We start from the raw sequence: 21,930 nt of genomic DNA, 5'->3' as shown, positions 1-21,930 counted from the left end.
GGTGACCCGACGCGATGAACGAGACCAGCCGATGCGGTGACGCGGGGGTGTTCCCGCGGCTGGGTCGCGTGATCGTCCGGTGGCCGTGGCTGGTGATCGTCTGCTGGGCCGCGCTCGCAGGCATCCTGTCGTTGACGATGCCGTCCCTGGAAGAGGTCTCCCAGAACCACCCGGTGGACATCCTGCCGCAGTACGCGCCGTCGTCCGTCGCGAACGAACGCATGACGGCGGCATTCGCAGAAGCCGGGTCCGACAGCCTGGCGGTGGTGGTGCTGGTCGATCCCAAGGGGCTGAGCCCGGCCGACGAAGCCGTCTACCGCAACCTGGTCGGCGCGCTGCGCCGCGACACCCGCGATGTCGTGACGGTGCAGGACTTCCTGGCGACGCCGCCGCTGCGCGATGTCCTGACCAGCAAGGACCACAAGGCCTGGATCCTGCCGGTCAGTCTTCCGGGCGAGTTGAGCTCGCGGGAGTCCAAACAGGCGTACGCGCGGGTCGCCGACATCGTCGGGCACGCCGTCGCCGGGTCGACGCTGCGCGCCGACCTGACCGGCCCCGCGGCCACCGTCGCCGATCTCAACCGCACCGGCCAGCGGGACAGGACCCGGATCGAGCTCGCGATCCCGCTGTTGTTGTTCGTCATCCTGCTGGTCATCTATCGCAACCCGGTCACCATGCTGTTGCCGCTGCTGACGATCGGCCTGTCCGTCCTCGTCGCGCAGCGCGTGGTGGCCGGAATCGGGACGCTGGGATTGGGCGTCGCCAACCAGACCGTCATCTTCATGAGCGGAATGATGGTGGGCGCGGGGACCGACTACGCCGTGTTCCTCGTCAGCCGCTATCACGACTGCCTGCGGCGCGGAATGGAATCCGACCAGGCGGTCGTGCGGGCGCTGGCATCGATCGGCAAGGTGATCGCCGCCTCGGCGGCCACCGTCGCGGTCACGTTCCTGGCGATGATCTTCACCCGGCTCGGGATCCTGCGAACGGTCGGCCCGGTGCTGGGTGTGTCGATCGTGGTGGTGTTCCTGGCCGCGGTGACGCTGCTGCCGGCCCTGCTGGTGCTCACCGGGCGCCGTGGCTGGGTTGCGCCGCGCCGCGAGCTGACCCGGCGGCTGTGGCGTCGATCCGGGATTCACATCGTGCGGCGGCCCTGGGCGCATCTGCTGGCGAGTGCGGTGGTGCTGGTCATCCTGGCCGGCTGCGCGGGCATGGCCCACTACAACTTCGACGAGCGCAAGAGCCTGCCGCCCTGGGTCGCCAGCTCGCTCGGATACGCCACTCTGGACCGCCATTTCCCGCCCAACTTGATCGTCCCCGAATACCTGGTCATCACCTCGCCGCGCGACTTGCGCACACCGCGCAGCCTCGCCGACCTGGAGGAGGCGGCGCGACGGGTCAGCCAGGTTCCGGGTGTCGCGGCGGTGCGGGGCATCACGCGACCCATGGGCCGGTCGCTGCAGCAGGCCAGGGCGTCCTGGCAGGCCGGCGAAGTCGGCGAAAAGCTGCAGGACGGCGCCGAGCAGATCACCGGGCACACCGGAGATCTCGACAAGCTGACCGACGGAGCCCATCTGATGGCGGCCAAGCTGGGCGATGTGCGGGACCAGGTGAACCGCGCCGTCGCCACGGCCGGCGGTCTCCTCGACGCGCTGTCCCACCTGGGCAGCGCCTTCGGCGGACACCGGACGCTCGGGGAACTCGACGGAACGGCGAAACTGGTCGGCAGCATGCGCCGACTCGGCGAAAGCATCGGTGCCGACGCTGATTTCGTGGCCGCCAACTCCGACTGGGCCGGCCCGGTACTGGGCGCACTCGACGGCAGCCCGATGTGCGACGCCGAGCCGGGCTGCGCCAAGGCGCGCACGCAACTGCGGCGTGTGGTCATCGCCCGCGACGACGGAACCCTGGGCAAGCTTTCGGAATTGGCGCGGGAGCTGCGGTCGACGCATGCCCTGCAGACCCTGGCGGCCACGGTGGCCGGCTTGCGCAAGGCGCTGAGCGCCGCCGTAGGCGCCCTGGGTGCGCTGGGGATGGGTGAGCCCGGTGGCGTGCGGGGCAAGGTCGGTTTCCTGCAGCAGGGCGCCACCTCGCTCGCCGACGGGAGCCGGCAACTGGCCGACGGGGTGCAGTCGCTGGTCGACCAGGTCAAGAAGATGGGCCTCGGGCTGGGCGAGGCGTCGGATTTCCTGCTGGGAATGAGGGACGAGGCGACCACGCCGGCGATGGCGGGGTTCTACATTCCGCCGCAGGTGTTGACGTACGCCCTCGGCGCGGGGGGCACGCCCGCCGAGATGCCACCCGCCGCGCGGGACCTGTTGGGGGGCTTGAATGTCGACGAACTCAGAAAACTCGCCTCGGCCTTCGTCTCGCCCAGTGGGCACGCGGTACGGTACCTGATCCAGACGAACCTCGATCCGTTCGGCGCCGCCGCCGCGGACCAGGTCCGCGCGATCACGGCCGCTGCTCGGGGCGCCCAACCGAACACCACGCTGGCCGATGCCGCCGTCTCGGTGGTGGGTTTACCGGCGGTGCTCAAGGACATGCGCGACTACTCCGATCACGACGTCCGGCTCATCGTCGTCATGACCATCTGCATCGTGTTGCTGATCCTGATCCTGTTGCTGCGCGCGGTCGTCGCGCCGCTGTACCTGATCGGCTCGGTCATCCTGTCCTACCTGGCGGCGCTGGGTGTCGGCGTCATCGTGTTCCAGTTCCTGCTCGGCCGCGAGTTGCACTGGAGCGTCCCCGGATTGACCTTCGTCGTGCTGGTCGCCGTGGGTGCCGACTACAACATGCTGCTCGTCTCCCGACTGCGTGACGAATCGGCTGCGGGCCTGCGCTCCGGGGTGATCCGCACGGTGGGCTCGACGGGAGGGGTGATCACCGCGGCCGGGCTGATCATGGCCGCCTCGATGTACGGCCTGCTGTTCGCCAGCCTCAGCAGCGTCGTCCAGGACGCCTTCGTCCTGGGCACCGGGCTGCTGCTGGACACCTTCCTGGTTCGCACCGTCACGGTGCCGGCCATCGCGGTGCTGGTGGGCGAGGCGAACTGGTGGCGCCCGTCGCTGCGCTGGCCGTTACGGCCTGATCGCCGGCGCACCCGTCCCGCCGAGCGCACATCGCTGCTGCCCGAGGAACTGCGCATGCCGGCCGACGCCGAGGACCTGATCGGCTTCCGGATGGACCACGGCCTGCGCCTCTGAGGTCATTTACCCTTGGGCAGCAGGCGTCTGATCGTCCCCAACGCGCCCTTGGCGCCCTTGAGTGCGCGGGCACCCCGCAGAGCGTTCGTCGCGGCCCTGGCGGCCCTGGCGGCGCTGAGGGCGGTGGTGGTGCCTGACACGGGAACGCTGACCGACGGGGCGACGGCGGGAGCGTGGCCGACTCCGGTGAGCAGGCGTACAGGGTTCCCGGGCGCTGCCGGCCCCGGGGCGTAGGCCCGGTCGATCATGGGCCGCAGCACCGCGTCGAGCGTCCCCGCCGCCTCGGGCGGCAGGCCGGCCATGTCCACCAGTGCCCGTACCAGCGGTAGCCGGGCGCTGCGGATGAAGTAGGTCGTCGTGGTGGCGCCCAGGCTGTTGGTCGTCGTCGTGACGTCCCACGGCGCCACGCGGGCGGGGTCGGAGAACGCGGTGGCGCTGTGGCCGTAGTACCCGCCCGCGGCGACCGCGTTGAGATCGGCGAGCAGGTTCCCCACATGGTGGGGCGGGTCGGAGAAGATGTCGTACTGGCCGACGACGTTGACCGTGTCGTACTGGCTTTCCGACGGTGCCGGAACGGTGTAGTCGAGCACGGGGATGTGGGTTCCCGGCTTGAACGCACGGGAGAGCAGGTTGTCGGGGTCACCGGCTTTGATGAACGTCAGCCGGTCCGGCGGCGGCGCATTCGGGTCGTTGGCGAGCCTTGCCTGTTCCCGGTCGAGCGCCAGTGCGCCCTGCGACAGCCCGGCCACCGAGATGGGCCCGCCGGTGCCGCGGATGGCCGCGTCCAGGTTGGCGGCTCCGGTGGCCACCGAACTGCCGACGGTCGGCGACTGCAATCCGGTCACCGGCCAGAAGCTGCCGGGATAGGCAATGACGCGCCGGGTGGCATCGGGGCTGTAATAGTTCGCGCCGATCTCGGGCCGGGTCGCGGGATCGAAGTGGTACAGCGACCTCAGCGGCTGGTACGGGGACGGCGCGGTGCCGGGCACGATCAAGGCGGTGTCGGCGGAGGCGACGCCGTCATCCACCGGCACCGCCCACGTCAGCAGCCCCACCGCCACGGCCCGGCCCAGCAATCTGTTCACCGAATCCGCTGATGCCACTGCGCCGGTCCTCAGAGCCTGCTCAATCCGAGCGTGAGCATGAGGCAGCCGCCCGCTCCCACCATGAAACCGGCGCCGCGTTGCGTCCGGGCGCGCAGCCAGTCCCTCAGTTCGGCTGCGGCGGCGCGCGTCTTGTGCGGCGCCACCACGTAGCTGATCAGCGGGATCTCGGCCATCGCGAACGCCACGGCGTTGAATGCGAACAGCGCTTCGGCCCGCACCGCGGGTACGGCACCGGAGGCGAGGATTGCCGCCATGGCCCCCAGGTAGTTCGCCGACGGCAGCGCGGCTCCCAGCCCGGCGACCGCGGCGACACACAGCGAATCGCCGTGCAGAAGCCGCCGCGCGATCGCCGAGAGCCGCCCGACGCCGCGGATCGTCGTCCCCGGCGGAACCCGGCGAAAGAACCTGGCCGAGGCGCCGGTGATCAGCGTCGCGGCGACGAGCAGAGCGATCAGCCCGGTCGAGATCTGCACCCCGGCAATGGTCAGGTGCCCAGCCAACGGGGTGGCGCCGATCAGGAACAGCAGGACCAGGCCCACACCCACGCCCATTGTCACACCGCCGCAGAGAAATACCCACAGTTGAAGCATCGGGCGCCGCCGGTTCAGCATGAGGACCACCAGGCCGATGCGTATCGGTTCCAGCACCACCGAGAGCCCCAACAAGAGCACGGTCGGCCACATGGTGTCGAACCTACTGCACCCGAGCGGGCCTCGGGCGGAAACAAGTCCCGAACCTGCGTCGCCGGGTAAGGTCGTTATCTCGGGCCGGGTGCGGTGGCAGAACAGGGAGATCGTGTTCGGTATAGCAACGCTGCGGGACTGGACGCCGGGGCCCGGACAGGTCGTCTGTTGGCACGCCTCGCCTGCGGCCAAAGACAGAGCCCGCCAGGCGCCGGTCAGCGCGGTGCCGCCCAGCTACCAGCAAGCCCAGAATCTGCGCCGTTACCGCGAACATGCGGCCCGGGGCCTCGATCTGTCGCGGCTGATGATCTTCACCTGGGACGTGGCCGGGCGGTGCGACGTGCGGGCGATGAACTTTGCCGTCAACGCGCACCTACGGCGCCACGACACATACCACAGCTGGTTCGACTGCGAGGATTCGGGTCGCATCGTGCGGCACACCGTCGCCGATCCCTCCGCCATCGAGCTGATGCCGGTCGAGCATGCCGAGATGACGGCGGCGGACCTGCGCGACCACATCAGTGCGCCGCACCCGCTGCAGTGGGACTGCTTCGTGTTCGGAATCGTGCAGAGCGACCACCACTTCACCTTCTACGCGAGCATCGCTCACCTGTTGGTGGACCCGATGGTCATGGGTGTGCTGTTCACCGAGATCCATGCGATGTACGGCGCGTTGGTGGGCGGTGAGCCGCCCGTCGCGCTGCCTGATGCGGGCCGCTACGCCGATTACTGCCTGCGCCAGCAGCGCGACGCGTGCGCGTTGACCGGGGAGTCTGCCCCGGTCCGCGGGTGGATCCGGTTCGCCGCCGACAACGGCGGAACCCTTCCGTACTACCCGTTGCCGCTGGGCGACCTGTCGGTGCCCTACGCGGGCAAGCTGATCACGGAAACGCTGCTGGACGAAGAACAGTCGGAGCGGTTCGAGTCGGCCTGCGTCGCGGCGGGCGCGCGCTTCAGCGGCGGGGTCTTCGCCTGCGCCGCGCTGACGCAACGCGAGTTGACCGGTACCGGAGCGTTCTCCGTGGTCGTCACGACCGATACCCGCAGAACCGCAACAGAACTCGTGACGATGGGCTGGTTCACCGGGCTGGTCCCGGTGACCGTCCCCGCGGGCGCGACGACCTTCGCCGACGCCGCCCGAGCCGCGCAGGCATGCTTCGATTCAGGCGTGGAGTTGGCCACGGTACCGTTCGACCGCGTGGTGGAATTGGCGCCGCCCGCGATGGGGCTCACCAGGCCCCGGCCCGGCAACTTCGTGATGTCCTTCCTGGACGCGAGCATCGCGCCCCTGTCCGCGGTCGCCAATTCCGACCTGAATTTCCGGATCTACGACGAAGGCAGGATCTCCCATCAAGTCTCGATGTGGGTCAACCGTTTTTCGCATGAGACGACGGTGACGGTGCTGTTCCCGGACAATCCGGTCGCCCGCGAATCCATCGATCGGTACCTCTCGGCGATGAAATCGGTGTACGCGCGCGTCGCCGACGGCGGGCACCTCCGCAGTCTGGCCGGTGCGCGGCCGGCCGCTAACGGCGGCGACTGATCAGCTCGTCGAGCAGCGCCAGGAACTCCTCCGGGCGCTCCGGGGTGCACGCCGGGCTGGGCCAGGTCCCCGGTATGTCCAGCGTGACCAGCAGCGACTTCAACGGCCGGTGGACGTCCAGGGGCAGCCAGCGGCGCAAGTCGGAGCTACCCCAGATGCGGAACCGCTGGACGAACAGGCCCAGTCGTTCGGCCTTGTACCCGCGGACGCTGTCGAGTGCGATCACCTTCGACGTACCGGACGGAAAGTGGTAGCGGCGCAGCGTGATCGCCGCCCGGTCCAGCTGGATCAGGCCGTCGTCGTAGGTTTGGCCGCCGGCCCGGCTCACTCCCGCGAGCTTCGCAGCTGATGCCCCCGCGCGGTCAGGCAGTGGCCGTCGGTCAAGCGCCATTGCCATCCGTGCAGGTTGCAGGTCAGCGCATCACCTTCCACGACACCGAATTTGGAGAGGTCGGCCTTGAGGTGTGGGCAGCGGCGTTGAACCTGCCAGCCCCCCAAGGTGATCGACGCGGAGTCGTCGTGCTTTTCGGCGAACCATCCGTCGGCGTAGGCCACCCGTTCGTCGGTCAGGCACTTGAAGAACGTGTACAGGTATTCGTTGTAGCCGCCGATCCGCCATGCCGTGAAACGGGTGGACAAGAAGATGGTGTTGACCCAGTCCGGTTCGTCATCGCGCAGCACGGTGCGCACCAGCTCGGGCGCAATCGTGAAGCCGTAGCGAACCGTTTCGTCGGGATTCGGTTCGCGCACTGTGCGTTTGGGGAAGTCCAGGATCACCGTCTCGGGACCGATCACCAACTCGACCGGGGAGCCGATGCCGTCGCAGATCTCGTCGCTGGCTCCCATGATCGGCTCGAACAGTGCGCGCAGCTGCCCGAGCAGCGGCTCCCCGGCCGCCGGGGCCCAGCCCTCACGCTCCCTGGCGATGACGCCGGCCATCCGGTCGGCGTAGTCGGCGATGTAGTCCGCCTTGGCGGTGGTGAAGATCGCCTCGACCCGATCCTCGGGCAGCGGGTGGTGCAGCGAGATCAGCGTCGCGCCGGAGAACTCGGCGACCGACCCGGGGATCATCAGCAGCCCGCCGTCGTGCCCACCGATGCGCATCTGCTCCAAGAAGACCATCTGGTCGGGGAAGATGTTGGCTGGATCCGAGCCGTCGTCGTTGAGGTGGCGCAGCTCGGGGTCCAGGAAGCACGGCGGACCCGCCGACGGCACCACCCAGGTCGCCCCCACCTGGGCGATGTACTGGCGCGCCCGGTCCATCTGGCGTTGCCGCTTCTGGATGCCGAAGGACTCCTTCGCCCGCGCGGGCATGTCGTAGACCATCGGATACCAGATCGCCCCGGAGTACTGCAGCATGTGCACGTCGACGTGGCCGAATTCACTTGCCAGCACGTCCAAGTCGACCGGGCGGGCGTCGTTCATGTTGAAAACCGTTGTGACGCCGTCGGAAACCGCCAGCGCCGAGTCGCCGATCGGGCCGTCGGCAGGTGCCCGCAGGGCGATGATCATGACGTCGAGGTCGCCCTTGGGGCCGCTGACCCGGTGTTTGACGGCGTTGCCGGTCTCGAAGAACCGGTGAAAGCCCAGTTTTTCCAGCTCGTTTCGCAGGTCGGGCACCGGGAAGTCCGGCAGCAGGACCACCGCATTTTTGTTGACGTGCTCGCGCAGGTTCCGCGCGTCGAAATGGTCTTTGTGCAGGTGGGAGACGTAGAGGTAGTCGCAGTCGCCCAGTGCGTCCCAGTCCAGCGTGCTGTTGTCGGGAAACGGGAACCAGGACGCGAAGTAGGCCGGGTTGACCCACGGGTCGCACAGGATGCTGCCCGCGTGGGTCTGGATCAGAAATCCGGCGTGGCCGACGCTGGTGACCTGCACAAATCCCCCTCGTCGATGGTTGAGGCTTCGCCTCGTCAGCCCCCGAGCTTAGCGCGCGGCGGAATCCTCGGCTCGCCACAATCGCCGGTAGTGGGCGAGTCGGGCCGGGTCGGGTTCGACGCCGTAGGCGGCGCGCGGCCGTGCGCACTAGGCTGGGAACCTGTGGAACCGGCGTACTGGACTCTCATTCAGCTAGCCCGCTTGGTGTGGCGGGTTCAGGGACTGTCCATCACCGTCACGGGTCTGCAGAACCTGCCGGCCGCCGGTGGCGCCGTCGTGGCGATCAACCACACCAGCTACCTCGACTTCACGTTCGCGGGTTTGCCCGCCTACCGGCAGGGCCTGGGCCGCAAAGTGCGGTTCATGGCCAAACGGGAAGTCTTCGACCACAAGGTCACCGGGCCGATCATGCGCCGCCTGCGGCACATCCCGGTGGACCGGCAGCACGGCGCCGCTTCCTACGAGGCCGCCGTGCGCAACCTCAAAGACGGCGAGCTGGTCGGCGTCTATCCGGAGGCCACCATCAGCCGCAGCTTCGAGATCAAGGAATTCAAGACCGGGGCCGCGCGGATGGCGGTCGATGCCGGGGTGCCGATCGTCCCGGTCGTCGTCTGGGGAGCGCAGCGGATCTGGACCAAGGGCCATCCCAAGAAGCTGTGGCGACCCAAGGTGCCGATCACGGTGCTCGTCGGTGAACCGATCGAGCCGACACTGGGCGTTACGGAGCTCAACGCCCTGCTGCACTCGCGCATGCAGCACCTGTTGGAGCGGGCGCAGGAGGAATACGGACCCCACCCGGCCGGCGAGTTCTGGGTGCCGCGCCGGCTGGGCGGGGGCGCCCCGTCGCTGGCCGAGGCGGCCCACCTGGACGCCGAGGAAGCGGCGGCGAGGGCGCAGGACCCTTCGCCGGGCCAGGCGCGGTAAACGCGCGCAGGGGAAGGAGCGACATGGCCGAGCCGTTTTTCCGCTTCGCGGAGACGATCGTCCCGCCCGTCGTGGCGATGAACGGGACGAAGATCACCTACCAGGAATTGGAGAACATCCCGGCGCGGGGTGGGGCGCTGATCGCGCTCAACCACACCAGCTACCTGGACTGGCTGCCCGCGTCGCTGGCCGCCCACCGGCGCAAGCGGCGCCTGCGCTTCATGATCAAGGCCGAGATGGCCGACGTGAAGGGGGTCGGCTACGTCGTCCGGCACGCCGGGCTGATCCCGGTGGACCGCCGTGACGGGCGCGACGCCTACGCGGTGGCCGTCCGGCGGCTGCGCGAGGGCGAGCTCGTCGGCGTGCACCCCGAGGCCACCATCAGCCGCAGCTACGAGCTGCGGGCCTTCAAGACCGGTACGGTACGGATGGCGCTGGAGGCGCAGGTGCCGATCGTCCCGCTGATCGTCTGGGGAGCCCACCGCATCTGGCCCAAGGATCATCGCAAAAAGTTGCTGCGCAACAAGATCCCCATCATCGTGGCGGCTGGGCGGCCGCTGCCGCCGGAAGGCAAACCCGAGCACCTCAACGCGGCGTTGCGGCGGGCGATGAACTCGCTGCTGTACCGGGTGCAGGAGGAATACCCGCATCCAGCGGGTGAATTCTGGGTGCCGCGCCGGATGGGCGGCGGTGCGCCGACCCAGGACGACTCCCGCGCGATGCGGGTGGCCGAACTGCTGCAGCGGGCGCAGCAGTACGGGCACGACGGCGTCACGCCGCCGGGGCGCGCGCAAGACGGAATCCACTGACGGCGGCCGGAAATCCTGTGATCCGACAATGACGCTGCCGGCGCTCGTCGCCTGTGACGTCGACGGCACCCTGTTCGACGACGACGACACCATCAGCCCCCGCACCCGCGCCGCGGTGCGCGCCGCCGTCGCCGGCGGCGCGCAGTTCGTCCTGGCCACCGGTCGCCCACCGCGCTGGATACGCCCGGTCGTCGACGAGCTCGGATTCGCGCCGATGGCGGTGTGCGCCAACGGGGCGGTCATCTACGACCCCGGCAGCGACCGGGTGGTGTCGGCGCGCACACTCGATGTCGACACTCTGGCCGAGCTGGCCGAACTGGCCGCTCGCGTGATCCCCGGTGCGGGTCTGGCGGTCGAGCGGATCGGCGAACGCGCCCACGACACGGCCACCCCGCAGTTCGTCAGTTCGCCCGGCTACGAGCACGCGTGGCTCAATCCGGACAACATCGAGGTGGCGATCGAGGACCTGCTCAGCGCCCCGGCGATCAAGTTGCTGATCCGGCAGTCGGGTGCCCGCAGCGCGGACATGGCCGCCGCCCTGGCCAGACATGTCGGCATCGAGGGCGACATCACCTACTCCACAGACAACGGACTGGTCGAGATCATGCCGGTGGGGATCAGCAAGGCCACCGGTGTCGAGGAGATCGCCACGGCGTCGGAGATCGGTCGCGGTGAGGTGCTCGCATTCGGCGACATGCCCAATGACCTGCCCCTGCTGCTGTGGGCCGGCCATGGTGTGGCGATGGGCAACGCCCATCCCGAGGTGCTCGCCGCCGCCGACGAGATCACCGCGCCCAACAGTGACGACGGGGTGGCGCGGGTGCTGGAACGCTGGTGGCTCTGAGCGCTATACGGTCGGGTGGGTCGGCAGCGAGAAGTGTTCGGCGGGCACCTGAGGCCCGCTCGGGGCCTGGGTCGACGACGGTGTCGACAACGGCGTGGTGATGCCGTCGACGACCTCGGTGACGTCCCCGGTGAGGCGCTCGAAATTCAGGGTTCCGTGCTGGAAGTTCTGCGTGATCTGCAGGGGTTCTTGAATTTCCGCACTTGTCGGCAGCCCCAGCGGACCCCGCTCGTAGCTCAGGGATGCCCACGCGTTGTAGATCGCGCCGGTGACGGGCTGCGGTCCGGTCACCGGCGACCAGTACATCGCGCCCCTGGCGAACGTGGCGAAGCGGGCGTCGCCCCCGGCGTCGTCCTCGGGCGACGTCGGCGCCCCCAACGCACTCTTCATCCCGCCGATCTCCTGCCAGTGCTGGTAGATCGCACCGCCCTCGAGCGCCTTGATCAGCTCTTCCGGCGGATCGTTGACATGCGATGCGATCTCGCGGATTTCGTCCATCAGCGCGTAGGCGGCATTGCCGGGGCAGTCGGTGTTGCCGACATCGCGGTGGGTGAAGATGGTGGGCAGCTCGGCGACCGCGCCGGCCGGGAACGTGGTGTAGTGACTGCCCGCTGACTCGAGGGCGACCGTGCCCTTGGGGTCCACGCCGTCCAGGCCCAGGCGCCAGCCGAGCAGCCGGCCGACGGTGCGGAGCTGGATCGGCGTCGGGGGTACGTCGTCGAAATCCCCGATCATCGCCACGCCCCAGGTGTTGCGGTTGAATCCGCCCGTGTGAAAAGCCTCTACCGGTTTGGTGAGGCCCCCGGCGCTGCCCTCGAACACCTGGCCGTATTTGTCGACCAACGCGTTGTAGGCGATGTCGCACCAGCCCAGGGTTTTGCTGTGGTAGGTGTAGATGGCCTTGACGATCCCCGCCGATTCCAGGGGGGAATAGTCGTTGCTGCCGGCTGTGTGGTGGATGACCGCGGCGCGAATCCCATCGTCGTACTGTGGGTTTCCACAGCGAAGGGCCTCGTCGGCGCCCCACTCGGATCGGCTGATGATGGCCGGCGCCTGACCCGGCATCAACACCCCCGACGGCGGCGTCCACTGATTCTTCGCCGGCGCCTGCGGTGGGGAGATGAGGATCGCGGAGATGTTCTGGGCGAAGCCTTGCTCCTTGGACGCCGGCCTGTAGCCCAGGCCGTTGTCCCGTGGGTGGTCCGGTGCCGCGGGAGCCTGGGTGACCGCCGCATCCATCGGGCGGGTGATGGCGATCTGGACCGTCGTGGTGGTGCCGACGAACACGGGCTCGGTGCTGCGGGGCCCCTCGGGTGCGGCGGCCGGTGGGGCCGACCCGGCGGCGCCGGCGCGGTAGGCCGGCGGGTCGTCGGGGGCGGCGGTTTCGTACTCGGTCTGGTACCACGGACCCCAGGTACCGTCGGGCCGCCTGGCGCGCACGCGGGTCGAGCTTTCTGCCAGGTCACCGGTCAGTGCGACCAGGGAGAAGGGCGTGTCCTGTGTGAGTTCACGGATGGTCACTCCGCCGCCCAGCCCGACCAGTGGCTGCTCGGTGAGCTGCGTCTGGGGGGCTGACGGCGGGGCCGCGGCGCGCTGGTCGGGGACCACGCCGGCCACCGACGCGACGATCACGACGGTCGCCGCGACAGCGGTGAGCAACATCGTGGGCGCGCGACGGGACGACACGGGGCCGATGTTACGTGTGGGTCGCATGTTATTTATGTGGCGACACGGCTTCGGGCGCAGGAACCCCGATGTTCGACGGCACCGCAGAGCCACACAACTCTGCGGTGCCGTCGGGTGACAGGAATTGCCGGTGATTACACGGGAGGGGCAGCCGCGGGCAGGGCACCGGCCGCCGCGCCCGCCGCGCCGGGCAGCGCGCCGGCGACACCCGGCAAAGCACCCGCCGCACCCGGCAAGGCGCCTGCGGCACCCGCGGCGCCGGGCAGGGCTGCGCCGCCTTGCTGGAGCTGCTGCTGGATCGCCGGCATCGCCATGCCCTTGATCAGGTCGATCGCCTGGCCTGCACCGAGCTGGTTGGCGGCCTGCATCACGTCGTTGACGAGTCCGCCTCCGCCGCTGCTGCCGGCCGGCGTGCCGCCGCCCAGTGTGGAGGGGTCGCCGAGGATCGGGTAGGTCCCGTCGGTACCGGGGTCCAGGCCGACCGGCGCGCTGATCGGCACCTCGCCGGCGCCGCCGACGGGGCTCAGGCCCGGCGTGAGCCCGGCGGCCGGGCTGGTCGGGCCGGGGCTGGTCAGGCCGCCGCCGGGCAGGCCCGGTGTCGCCGGCAATGCGGCGGCGGGCGCGAGCCCGGGAGCCGCGGGCGTCAGGCCCGGGTCGGTCAGGCCCGGACTGGTCAGGCCCGGACTGGTCAGGCCCGGACTGGTCAGGCCCGGAGTACCCAGGCCGGGCGTGCCCAGGCCGGGATTCGTCGACCCCGGGCTGGTCAGGCCGGGCGTGGCCCCGGCGCCTCCGGTCAGCGCGGGCACCGGAGGCATGTTGATCCCGAACTGCGAGAGTCCCTGCGACAGGGCACCCACCAGCTCGTTGGGCAGGTCGGTGATCATCGCCGCCTGCGTGAAGTCGTGGTGTTCGGGCGCCTTGCTGCCCGAAGTCGCCTCGTAGACCAGGAAGTATGCGCACGGACTCGCCACTGCCAGGGCGGCGACCGCGCTCATGGTTGTCGAAAGCTTGCGTCGGCGTCGGTTCGGCACGGAAGTCTCCTCAATCTAGCTTCAAACCAGCTATCTGTTTGTGTCGGCGCGTCCTGCCCGTCGAGTCCGGCATGACCCACACACAGTCGATGGTACGAGTGAGAATGGTGTGACTGGAGTGGTGATATTGAATCGTGAGCCAATCGCGACGTAGACCGAGCCGAACGCCGCTGGCTCGTCAAATGGGTTGGGCCCGCGCGGTCGGATACCCTATGCAACCGATGACCGCTCGATTCGACCTCCTCGTCGTGGGATCCGGGTTCTTCGGCCTGACTGTCGCCGAGCGCGTGGCTACCCAACTCGGAAAGCGCGTGCTCGTCGTGGAACGGCGCCCGCACCTCGGCGGCAACGCCTACTCCGAGGCCGAGCCGCAGACGGGGATCGAGGTGCACAAGTACGGCGCCCACCTGTTCCATACCTCCAACACGAGGGTCTGGGATTACGTGCGGCAGTTCACCGAGTTCACCGGCTATCAGCACCGCGTGTTCGCGATGCACGGCGGGCAGGCCTACCAGTTCCCGATGGGCCTGGGCCTGGTGTCGCAGTTCTTCGGCAAATACTTCACCCCGACCGAGGCGCGTCGGCTGATCGCCGAGCAGGCCGCCGAAATCGACCCCGCAGACGCGCGCAACCTGGAGGAGAAGGCGATCTCGCTGATCGGCCGGCCGCTCTATGAGGCGTTCGTCAAGGGCTACACCGCCAAGCAATGGCAGACCGATCCGAAGGAACTGCCGGCGGCCAACATCACCCGCCTGCCCGTGCGCTACACCTTCGACAACCGCTATTTCAGCGATACCTACGAAGGCCTGCCGGTGCACGGCTACACCGCGTGGCTGCAGAACATGGCCGCCGACGATCGCATCGAAGTTCGCCTCGACACCGACTGGTTCGACGTCCGCGACCGGCTGCGCGGCGACAGCCCGGACGCGCCGATCGTCTACACCGGCCCGCTGGACCGCTACTTCGACTATGCCGAAGGGCGCCTCGGCTGGCGCACTCTGGACTTCGAACTCGAAGTGCTCCGCGACTGCGGCGACTTCCAGGGCACGCCCGTGATGAACTACAACGACCTCGACGTCCCTTACACCCGCATCCACGAGTTCCGCCACTTCCACCCCGAGCGCGACTACCCCACGGACCAGACCGTCATCATGCGGGAATATTCGCGGTTCGCCGGGGACGACGACGAGCCCTACTACCCGATCAGCACCGAGGCCGACCGAACCGTGCTGGCCGCCTACCGGGCCCGGGCCAAGTCCGAGACCGCGTCGTCGAAGGTGCTGTTCGGCGGCCGGCTGGGCACCTACCAATACCTGGACATGCATATGGCCATCGCCAGCGCGCTGAACATGTACGACAACTTCCTCGCGCCGCACCTTCGCGACGGCGCGCCCCTGAACGGAGAGACGGGCGTATGACCGCCGTGAGCCTGCTGGCCCGAATCATCCTGCCTCGCCCGGGTGAGCCCCTCGACGTGCGCAAGCTCTACCTCGAGGAGTCGACCACCAACGCGCGGCGCGCGCATGCCACCACCCGCACGTCACTGCAGATCGGCTCGGATAGCGAGGTGTCGTTCGCCACCTACTTCAACGCGTTCCCGGCCAGCTACTGGCGGCGCTGGACGATCTGCAGGTCGGTCGTGCTGCGGGTCGAGGTGACCGGAGCCGGGCGCGTCGACGTCTACCGGAGCAAGGCCACCGGGGCGCGGATCTTCGTCGAGGGCCGCCAGTTCGTCTGCGTCGACGACGAGCCGTGCGTGGTCGAGGTCGAGGTGGGGTTGCAGCCGTTCGAGGACGGCGGCTGGATCTGGTTCGACATCACCACCGACACCGCGGTCACTTTGCGGTCCGGCGGCTGGTACGCGGCCGAACCCGCCCCCGGCACGGCCAGCATCGCGGTCGGCATCCCGACGTTCAACCGGCCCGCCGACTGCGCCAATGCCCTGGCCGACCTCACCGCCGACCCGCTGGTCGACGAGGTCATCGGCGCGGTGATCGTGCCCGACCAGGGCGTGCGCAAGGTGCGCGACCATCCTGACTTCCCGGCGGCGGCCGCTCGGCTCGGCAATCGGCTGTCCCTCCACGACCAGCCCAACCTCGGCGGCTCCGGCGGCTACAGCCGCGTCATGTACGAAGCGCTCAAGAACACCGACTGCCAGCAGATCTTGTTCATGGACGACGACATCCGCCTCGAGCCCGACTCGATCCTGCGGGTGCTGGCGATGCAGCGGTTCGCCCGGACCCCGATGCTGATCGGCGGTCAGATGCTCAACCTGCAGGAGCCCTCCCACCTGCACATCATGGGTGAGGTGGTGAACCGGGCCAACTTCATGTGGACCGCGGCGCCGCACGCCGAGTACGACCACGACTTCGCCGAATACCCGCTCAACGCCAACGACGACCAGAGCAAGCTGCTGCACCGCCGCATCGACGTCGATTACAACGGCTGGTGGACGTGCATGATCCCGCGGCAGGTCGCCGAGGAACTCGGCCAGCCGCTGCCGCTGTTCATCAAGTGGGACGACGCCGACTACGGTCTGCGGGCCGCCGAGCACGGCTATCCGACCGTCACGCTGCCCGGGGCGGCGATCTGGCACATGGCCTGGAGCGACAAGGACGACGCGATCGACTGGCAGGCGTACTTCCACCTTCGCAACCGGCTGGTGGTCGCGGCGATGCACTGGGACGGTCCAAAAACCCAAGTCTCCGGCCTGGTCCGCAGCCATCTCAAGGCGACGTTGAAACACCTTGCCTGCCTTGAATATTCGACGGTAGCCATCCAGAACAAGGCGATCGACGACTTCCTGGCCGGCCCCGAGCACATCTTCTCGATCCTGGAGTCGGCGCTGCCGGAGGTGCACCGCATTCGCAAGCAGTATCCCGATGCGGTCGTGCTGCCGGCGGCCAGCGAGCTGCCGGCACCCTCGCGTCAGTGCGCGGCGATGAAACCCCCGGTCAACCCCGTCTCGATCGGCTACCGGCTGCTGCGGGGGATCGCGCACAACATGACCACCGCGGACCCGGCGCACCACCGGCGCCCGGAGTTCAACGTGCCCACCCAGGACGCGCGCTGGTTCCGGCTGTGCACGGTCGACGGCGTCACCGTGACGACGGCCGACGGCTGCGGCGTGGTCTACCGGCAGCGCGACCGGCGCAAGATGTTCGCGCTGCTGGCCGCCTCGCTGCGCCGGCAGCGGCGGCTGGCGAGCCGGTTCGACGAGATGCGCCGGGTGTACCGCGACGCGCTGCCGGTGCTGTCCAGCACGCAGAAGTGGGAGACGGTGCTGCTGCCGGCCCCCGGCAAGCACCACCATGGCTGAACCGGCTGCGCCGCGCGGCGAGGCGGCCGTGATCGTGGCCGTGCAGTCGGCGCTGGCCGGGCGCCCCGGGGCGCTGCCCGCGGCGCGCGCCTTGTCCCACTTCGGCGAGCACAGCATCGGCTGGCTGGCGGTGGCGTCGTCGGGGGCGGTCCTGTCCCGCACGAGCGGGCGGTACCCCGAGCCGGGGCGCCGCCGGGCGTGGCTTCTCGCCGGGGCGGGCACGCTCGCGGCGCACGCCGCCGCGGTGCTGGTCAAACGGCTGGTGCGGCGCCGGCGGCCACACGATCCGGCCGTCGCCGTCAACGTCGGCACACCCAGCCGGCTGAGCTTCCCGTCGGCGCACGCCACCTCCACGACAGCGGCGGCGATCCTGCTGGGGCGGGCCACCGGGCTGCCTCCGGGGCTGTGCCCCGCGGTCCTGGTGCCGCCGATGGCGTTGTCGCGGATACTGCTCGGCGTGCACTATCCCAGCGACGTGGTTTTCGGCGTGGCGCTCGGCGCCGTAATCGCCCGCCTTGCACTCTGGCTGGATGACGTTCGCGAGGGAGGTGTCCCCCATGAGTGAGGGCGTGGTGACCGGGCCCCCGACGAACCTGATCACCGGGGTCATCAAGGCGATGCGCCCGCGACAGTGGGTCAAGAACGTGCTGGTGCTGGCCGCGCCGCTGGCCGCGTTGGGCCGCCCGCTGCACTACAACCACTACACCGAGGTGCTCACCAAGGCGTCGGTGGCGTTCGTGGTCTTCTGCCTGGCGGCGTCGGCGATCTACCTGGTCAACGACGTGCGCGACGTCGAGGCCGACCGGCAGCACCCCACCAAGCGGTTCCGGCCGATCGCGGCCGGCGTGGTGCCCGAGTGGCTGGCCTACGCCCTGTCGGTGGTGTTGGGGGCGGCGTCGCTGGCGGGCGCCTGGTGGCTGACCCCGAACCTGGCGGTGGTGATGACCGTCTACCTCGGCATGCAGCTGGGGTACTGCTACGGCCTCAAACACCAAGCGGTGATCGACATCTGCATCGTGTCGTCGGCGTATCTGCTCCGGGCCATCGCCGGCGGTGTGGCCGCCGACATCCCGCTCTCGCAATGGTTCCTGCTGATGATGGCGTTCGGGTCGCTGTTCATGGTGGCCGGCAAGCGCTACGCCGAGCTGCAGGTCGCCGAGCGCACCGGGGCCCGGATCCGCAAGGCGTTGGAGAGCTATACCAGCACCTATCTGCGGTTCGTGTGGACGATGTCGGCTACGGCGGTGGTGGTCTGCTACGGACTGTGGGCCTTCGAGCGCGACCACCATGCCGGATCCTGGTTCGCGGTGTCGATGGTGCCCTTCACCATCGCGATCCTGCGCTACGCCGTGGACGTCGACGGCGGGCTGGCCGGCGAGCCCGAGGACATCGCGCTGCGCGACCGGGTGCTGCAACTGCTCGCGCTCTCCTGGATCGCGACCGTCGGAGCCGCGGTTGCCTTCGGCTGACCCCCATCCCGGCGCCGTCCCGGTGATGCGCCGACGCCCACCCGTTCGGCGCTTCTTCCGGACCGCGTTCCCCTACGACACCGCGGTGCGCACCAGCCTGTGGACCAGCGTGGCGGTGGTCTGCGCCCTGTTCGCGTGGGGGGCCTGGCAGCGGCGCTGGATCGCCGACGACGGGCTGATCGTGCTGCGCACCGTGCGCAACCTGCTGGCCGGCAACGGGCCGGTGTTCAACGCCGGCGAGCGGGTGGAGGCGAACACCTCCACGGCGTGGACTTATCTGCTGTGTCTGGGCAGCTGGGTCGGCGGCCCGTTGCGCATGGAGTACGTGGCGCTGGCGTTCGCGCTCGGGCTTTCGGTGCTGGGCGTGGCCCTGCTGATGCTGGGCACCGGCCGGTTGTACGCACCCGGCCTGCGGGGCCGCAAGGCCGTCATGCTGCCCGCCGGGGCGCTCGTCTACATCGCGTTGCCCCCGGCACGCGACTTCGCCACCTCGGGCTTGGAGAGCGGGCTGACACTGGCCTACCTGGGCGTGCTGTGGTGGATGATGGTGCGGTGGGGCCAGCCGGTGCGCAACCGTCCGGAATCGCCGTTCTTCCTCGGTGCGCTCGCCTTCGCCGCCGGGTTCAGCGTCCTGGTCCGGCCCGAGCTGGCGTTGATGGGCCTGGCAGCCCTGTCGATGATGCTGATCGCGGCCCGGACCTGGTCGCGGCGCGGCCTGATCGTGGCGGCCGGGGGGCTGCTGCCGGTGGGCTACCAGATCTTCCGGATGGGTTACTACGGCCTGCTGGTGCCCGGCACCGCGCTGGCCAAGGACGCCGCCGGCGACAAATGGTCGCGGGGCATGACCTACCTGGCGAACTTCGACGCACCGTACGCGGTGTGGGTGCCGGTGGTGCTGCTGGTGCCACTGGGCGTCCTGATCGCGGCGGCGCGCCGTCGGCCGTCGTTCCTGCGACCCATGCTGGCACCGCACTACGGGCCGGTGGCGCGCGCGGTGCAGAGCCCGCCCGCGGTGGTCGCCTTCGTCCTGGTCAGCGGGTTGTTGCAGGCGCTGTACTGGATCCGCCAGGGTGGCGACTTCATGCACGGGCGGGTGCTGCTGGCGCCGCTGGTTTGTCTGCTCGCCCCGGTCTCGGTGATCCCGCTGCCGCTTCCCGACGGGCAGGACTATTCGCGCGAAACCGGCTACTGGGTGGCCGGGGCCGCCGGTGTGCTGTGGCTGGGCGTGGCCGGCTGGTCGCTGTGGGCGGCGAACTCGCCCGGGATGGGCGACGACGCCACCCGCGTCACCTACTCCGGCATCGTCGACGAGCGCCGCTTCTATGCGCAGGCCACCGGCCACGCCCACCCGACGACCGCGGCCGACTACCTGGACTATCCGCGGATGGCCGCGGTTCTGTCGGCGCTCGACAACACGCCCGACGGGGCGTTGCTGCTGCCGTCCGGCAACTACACCCAGTGGGACGTCGTGCCGATGGCCCGGCCCGCGCCGAACGGGCCCGCCGACGATGCAGCCCCGCAACGGCCAGAGCATGCCGTGTTTTTCACCAACCTCGGAATGGTGGCCATGAACGTCGGGCTCGATGTCCGGGTGCTCGACCAGATCGGACTGGCAAATCCGCTCGCCCAGCACACGCAGCGGCTGGCGCACGGTCGCATCGGCCACGACAAGAATCTCTTCCCCGACTGGGTGATCGCCGACGGCCCGTGGGTGAAGTGGTACCCGGGGATTCCGGGCTATCTGGACCAGCAGTGGGTCGCCGAGGCGGAAGCGGCGCTGCGCTGTCCCGAGACCCAGTCGGTGCTGGGGTCGATACGCGCCCCGATGACGCCGCACCGCTTCGCCTCCAACGTGCTGCACTCCTTCGCGTTCACCCGCTACCAGATCGACCGGGTGCCGCGCTACGAGCTCGCCCGCTGCGGACTGCCGGTTCCCGAGGAAATCCCGCCACCGCCCCGCGAGTGACGGTCGCCGGGGCCCGCGAGGGCCGTGCGGAGGCCGATTGTGTGACAAATCTCGAATCGATCACGCCGTCGGGGTCCCCCGCAGAAGCTGGGCGGACAGCAACCACCCATCTGCGCCGCCACCTGCGGGTCACCACGGTCCGGCGTAGACGCGTACGTGGGTTCCCAGGGCCGCCGGCGGCCCGGGAAACCGCCGAAATCGGCGGCCGGACGGGCCTTTGCGTGCCGCTCTCGATGTGAGCCGGGGCCCGCAGGTGTGGTTGACTACACGAGCACTGCTGCGCCTTGTGTATGCGGTGACATGTAATTCGCGTGCAAGACGACGTGATAGGCGATGCACCCGGATCGGGATGCACCGAAAGGATGATGAGGAAGCAAGGATGACGCTTGTCGACAGGTTGCGCGGCGCCGTGGCTGGTATGCCACGTCGGCTCGTGGTGGGGGCCGTTGGCGCGGCGCTGCTCTCGAGTGTGATCGGCGCCGTGGGGGGCTCGGCGACCGCGGGGGCGTTTTCGCGCCCCGGTCTCCCGGTTGAGTACCTGGACGTTCCGTCCGCGGGGATGGGCCGCGACATCAAGGTCCAGTTCCAGAGCGGCGGCAACGGTTCGCCGGCTCTGTACCTGCTCGACGGGATGCGTGCGCAGGACGACTACAACGGCTGGGACATCAACACCCAGGCGTTCGAGTGGTACTACCAGTCGGGGATCTCGACGGTCATGCCTGTCGGCGGCCAGTCCAGCTTCTACTCCGACTGGTACCAGCCCGCGTGCGGCAAGGCCGGCTGCACCACCTACAAGTGGGAGACCTTCCTGACCAGCGAGCTGCCGCAGTGGCTGAACGCCAACCGCAGCGTCAAGCCCACGGGCAGCGCCGCGGTGGGCCTGTCGATGGCCGGCTCGTCGGCGCTGATCCTGGCCGCCTACCACCCGCAGCAGTTCGTGTACTCCGGCTCCCTGTCGGCGCTGCTGGACCCGTCGCAGGGCATGGGCCCGTCGCTGATCGGCCTGGCGATGGGAGATGCCGGCGGCTACAAGGCGTCGGACATGTGGGGCCCCAAGGATGATCCCGCCTGGGCGCGCAACGACCCGACGCTGCAGGTCGGCAAGCTGGTCGCCAACAACACCCGCATCTGGGTGTACTGCGGTAACGGCAAGCCGTCGGACCTCGGGGGTGACAACCTGCCCGCGAAATTCCTCGAGGGCTTCGTGCGCACCAGCAACCTGAAGTTCCAGGACGCCTACAACGCCGCCGGCGGGCACAACGCGGTCTTCAACTTCGACGACAACGGCACGCACGACTGGCCGTACTGGGGTGCGCAGCTGCAGGCCATGAAGCCCGACCTGCAGGCGACGCTGGGCGCCACGCCCGGCGCCGGCCCGGCGGCCACCACGTCGGGTACCGCCAACGGCGCCGCCGCCGGCAACACCGGAGCCGGTCACTGACATACGGCAACGCGTTCAGCGGCGGGGA

At 69.4% G+C, this 21,930-nt stretch carries 17 protein-coding genes; 11 read left to right on the top strand and 6 right to left on the bottom strand.

Features of this window, described 5'->3' with window-relative positions; genetic code table 11:
• Positions 1–14: 14 nt before the first annotated feature.
• The gene (locus tag ACOJVU_RS14620; protein WP_421530430.1) at positions 15–3,206 is read left to right on the top strand and encodes an RND family transporter; all 3,192 of its coding nucleotides are present in this window, start codon (positions 15–17) and stop codon (positions 3,204–3,206) included.
• A 2-nt stretch (positions 3,207–3,208) separates the two neighbouring features.
• On the opposite strand, the gene ACOJVU_RS14615 is transcribed toward ACOJVU_RS14620, so the two are convergent.
• Positions 3,209–4,309: a PE-PPE domain-containing protein gene (locus ACOJVU_RS14615; RefSeq protein WP_421530429.1), complete on the bottom strand. Its 1,101-nt coding sequence runs from the start codon at positions 4,307–4,309 to the stop codon at positions 3,209–3,211.
• Positions 4,310–4,320: 11 nt separating this feature from the next.
• A complete protein-coding gene (locus ACOJVU_RS14610) occupies positions 4,321–4,995 on the bottom strand; it encodes a GAP family protein (protein ID WP_421530428.1) in 675 nt (224 codons plus the stop codon).
• A 112-nt stretch (positions 4,996–5,107) separates the two neighbouring features.
• Between ACOJVU_RS14610 and ACOJVU_RS14605 the strand changes: the two genes are divergently transcribed.
• Positions 5,108–6,538 (top strand): condensation domain-containing protein, encoded by a 1,431-nt coding sequence (locus tag ACOJVU_RS14605; protein ID WP_421530427.1) that lies wholly within the window; start codon positions 5,108–5,110, stop codon positions 6,536–6,538.
• Here ACOJVU_RS14605 and ACOJVU_RS14600 read toward each other — a convergent pair.
• Together ACOJVU_RS14600 and ACOJVU_RS14595 are read right to left on the bottom strand one after the other, a co-directional pair.
• Positions 6,522–6,866, bottom strand: a complete 345-nt coding sequence (locus ACOJVU_RS14600; RefSeq protein ID WP_421530426.1) for a hypothetical protein — start codon at positions 6,864–6,866, stop codon at positions 6,522–6,524. The genes ACOJVU_RS14605 and ACOJVU_RS14600 overlap by 17 nt on opposite strands.
• Positions 6,863–8,413 (bottom strand): Rieske 2Fe-2S domain-containing protein, encoded by a 1,551-nt coding sequence (locus ACOJVU_RS14595; protein ID WP_421530425.1) that lies wholly within the window; start codon positions 8,411–8,413, stop codon positions 6,863–6,865. Before ACOJVU_RS14595 ends, ACOJVU_RS14600 begins: the two co-directional genes overlap by 4 nt.
• Positions 8,414–8,575: 162 nt before the next feature.
• Between ACOJVU_RS14595 and ACOJVU_RS14590 the strand changes: the two genes are divergently transcribed.
• From ACOJVU_RS14590 to ACOJVU_RS14580, 3 genes are read left to right on the top strand one after another with little or no spacing between them, the layout of a single operon-like run.
• The gene (locus tag ACOJVU_RS14590; protein ID WP_421530424.1) at positions 8,576–9,337 is read left to right on the top strand and encodes a lysophospholipid acyltransferase family protein; all 762 of its coding nucleotides are present in this window, start codon (positions 8,576–8,578) and stop codon (positions 9,335–9,337) included.
• Positions 9,338–9,360: 23 nt separating this feature from the next.
• On the top strand, positions 9,361–10,146 hold the full coding sequence (locus ACOJVU_RS14585; RefSeq protein ID WP_421530423.1) for a lysophospholipid acyltransferase family protein: 786 nt from the start codon (positions 9,361–9,363) through the stop codon (positions 10,144–10,146).
• A gap of 28 nt (positions 10,147–10,174) precedes the next feature.
• Positions 10,175–10,990 (top strand): HAD family hydrolase, encoded by an 816-nt coding sequence (locus ACOJVU_RS14580; protein WP_421530422.1) that lies wholly within the window; start codon positions 10,175–10,177, stop codon positions 10,988–10,990.
• Between the two features lie 3 nt (positions 10,991–10,993).
• On the opposite strand, the gene ACOJVU_RS14575 is transcribed toward ACOJVU_RS14580, so the two are convergent.
• Complete coding sequence (locus tag ACOJVU_RS14575; RefSeq protein ID WP_421530421.1) at positions 10,994–12,676, bottom strand: N-acetylmuramoyl-L-alanine amidase; 1,683 nt, start codon at positions 12,674–12,676, stop codon at positions 10,994–10,996.
• Positions 12,677–12,810: 134 nt separating this feature from the next.
• Positions 12,811–13,707: a PirG gene (locus tag ACOJVU_RS14570; RefSeq protein ID WP_421530420.1), complete on the bottom strand. Its 897-nt coding sequence runs from the start codon at positions 13,705–13,707 to the stop codon at positions 12,811–12,813.
• A gap of 212 nt (positions 13,708–13,919) precedes the next feature.
• Here ACOJVU_RS14570 and glf point away from each other — a divergent pair, with 212 nt between their 5' ends.
• From glf to ag85A, 6 genes are all read left to right on the top strand, one after another.
• Positions 13,920–15,125, top strand: coding sequence for a UDP-galactopyranose mutase (gene glf, locus ACOJVU_RS14565; RefSeq protein WP_421530419.1), 1,206 nt, complete (start codon positions 13,920–13,922; stop codon positions 15,123–15,125).
• A complete protein-coding gene (locus tag ACOJVU_RS14560; protein WP_421530418.1) occupies positions 15,122–17,026 on the top strand; it encodes a glycosyltransferase in 1,905 nt (634 codons plus the stop codon). The genes glf and ACOJVU_RS14560 overlap by 4 nt, the downstream gene beginning before the upstream one ends.
• Positions 17,019–17,591 carry a phosphatase PAP2 family protein gene (locus ACOJVU_RS14555; protein WP_421530417.1) on the top strand — a complete coding sequence of 191 codons (573 nt, stop codon included), beginning with the start codon at positions 17,019–17,021 and terminating at the stop codon, positions 17,589–17,591. Before ACOJVU_RS14560 ends, ACOJVU_RS14555 begins: the two co-directional genes overlap by 8 nt.
• Positions 17,584–18,495, top strand: coding sequence for a decaprenyl-phosphate phosphoribosyltransferase (locus ACOJVU_RS14550; RefSeq protein WP_421530416.1), 912 nt, complete (start codon positions 17,584–17,586; stop codon positions 18,493–18,495). The genes ACOJVU_RS14555 and ACOJVU_RS14550 overlap by 8 nt, the downstream gene beginning before the upstream one ends.
• 25 nt (positions 18,496–18,520) lie before the next feature.
• Positions 18,521–20,461: a terminal beta-(1->2)-arabinofuranosyltransferase gene (aftB, locus tag ACOJVU_RS14545; protein ID WP_421530438.1), complete on the top strand. Its 1,941-nt coding sequence runs from the start codon at positions 18,521–18,523 to the stop codon at positions 20,459–20,461.
• A 379-nt stretch (positions 20,462–20,840) separates the two neighbouring features.
• Positions 20,841–21,902, top strand: a complete 1,062-nt coding sequence (gene ag85A / locus ACOJVU_RS14540) for a diacylglycerol acyltransferase/mycolyltransferase Ag85A (RefSeq protein ID WP_421530415.1) — start codon at positions 20,841–20,843, stop codon at positions 21,900–21,902.
• Positions 21,903–21,930 lie beyond the last annotated feature (28 nt).

Source organism: Mycobacterium sp. THU-M104, assembly GCF_049197365.1.
GTDB lineage: Bacteria > Actinomycetota > Actinomycetes > Mycobacteriales > Mycobacteriaceae > Mycobacterium.
This window is presented reverse-complemented; position numbering and strand designations above follow the sequence as displayed.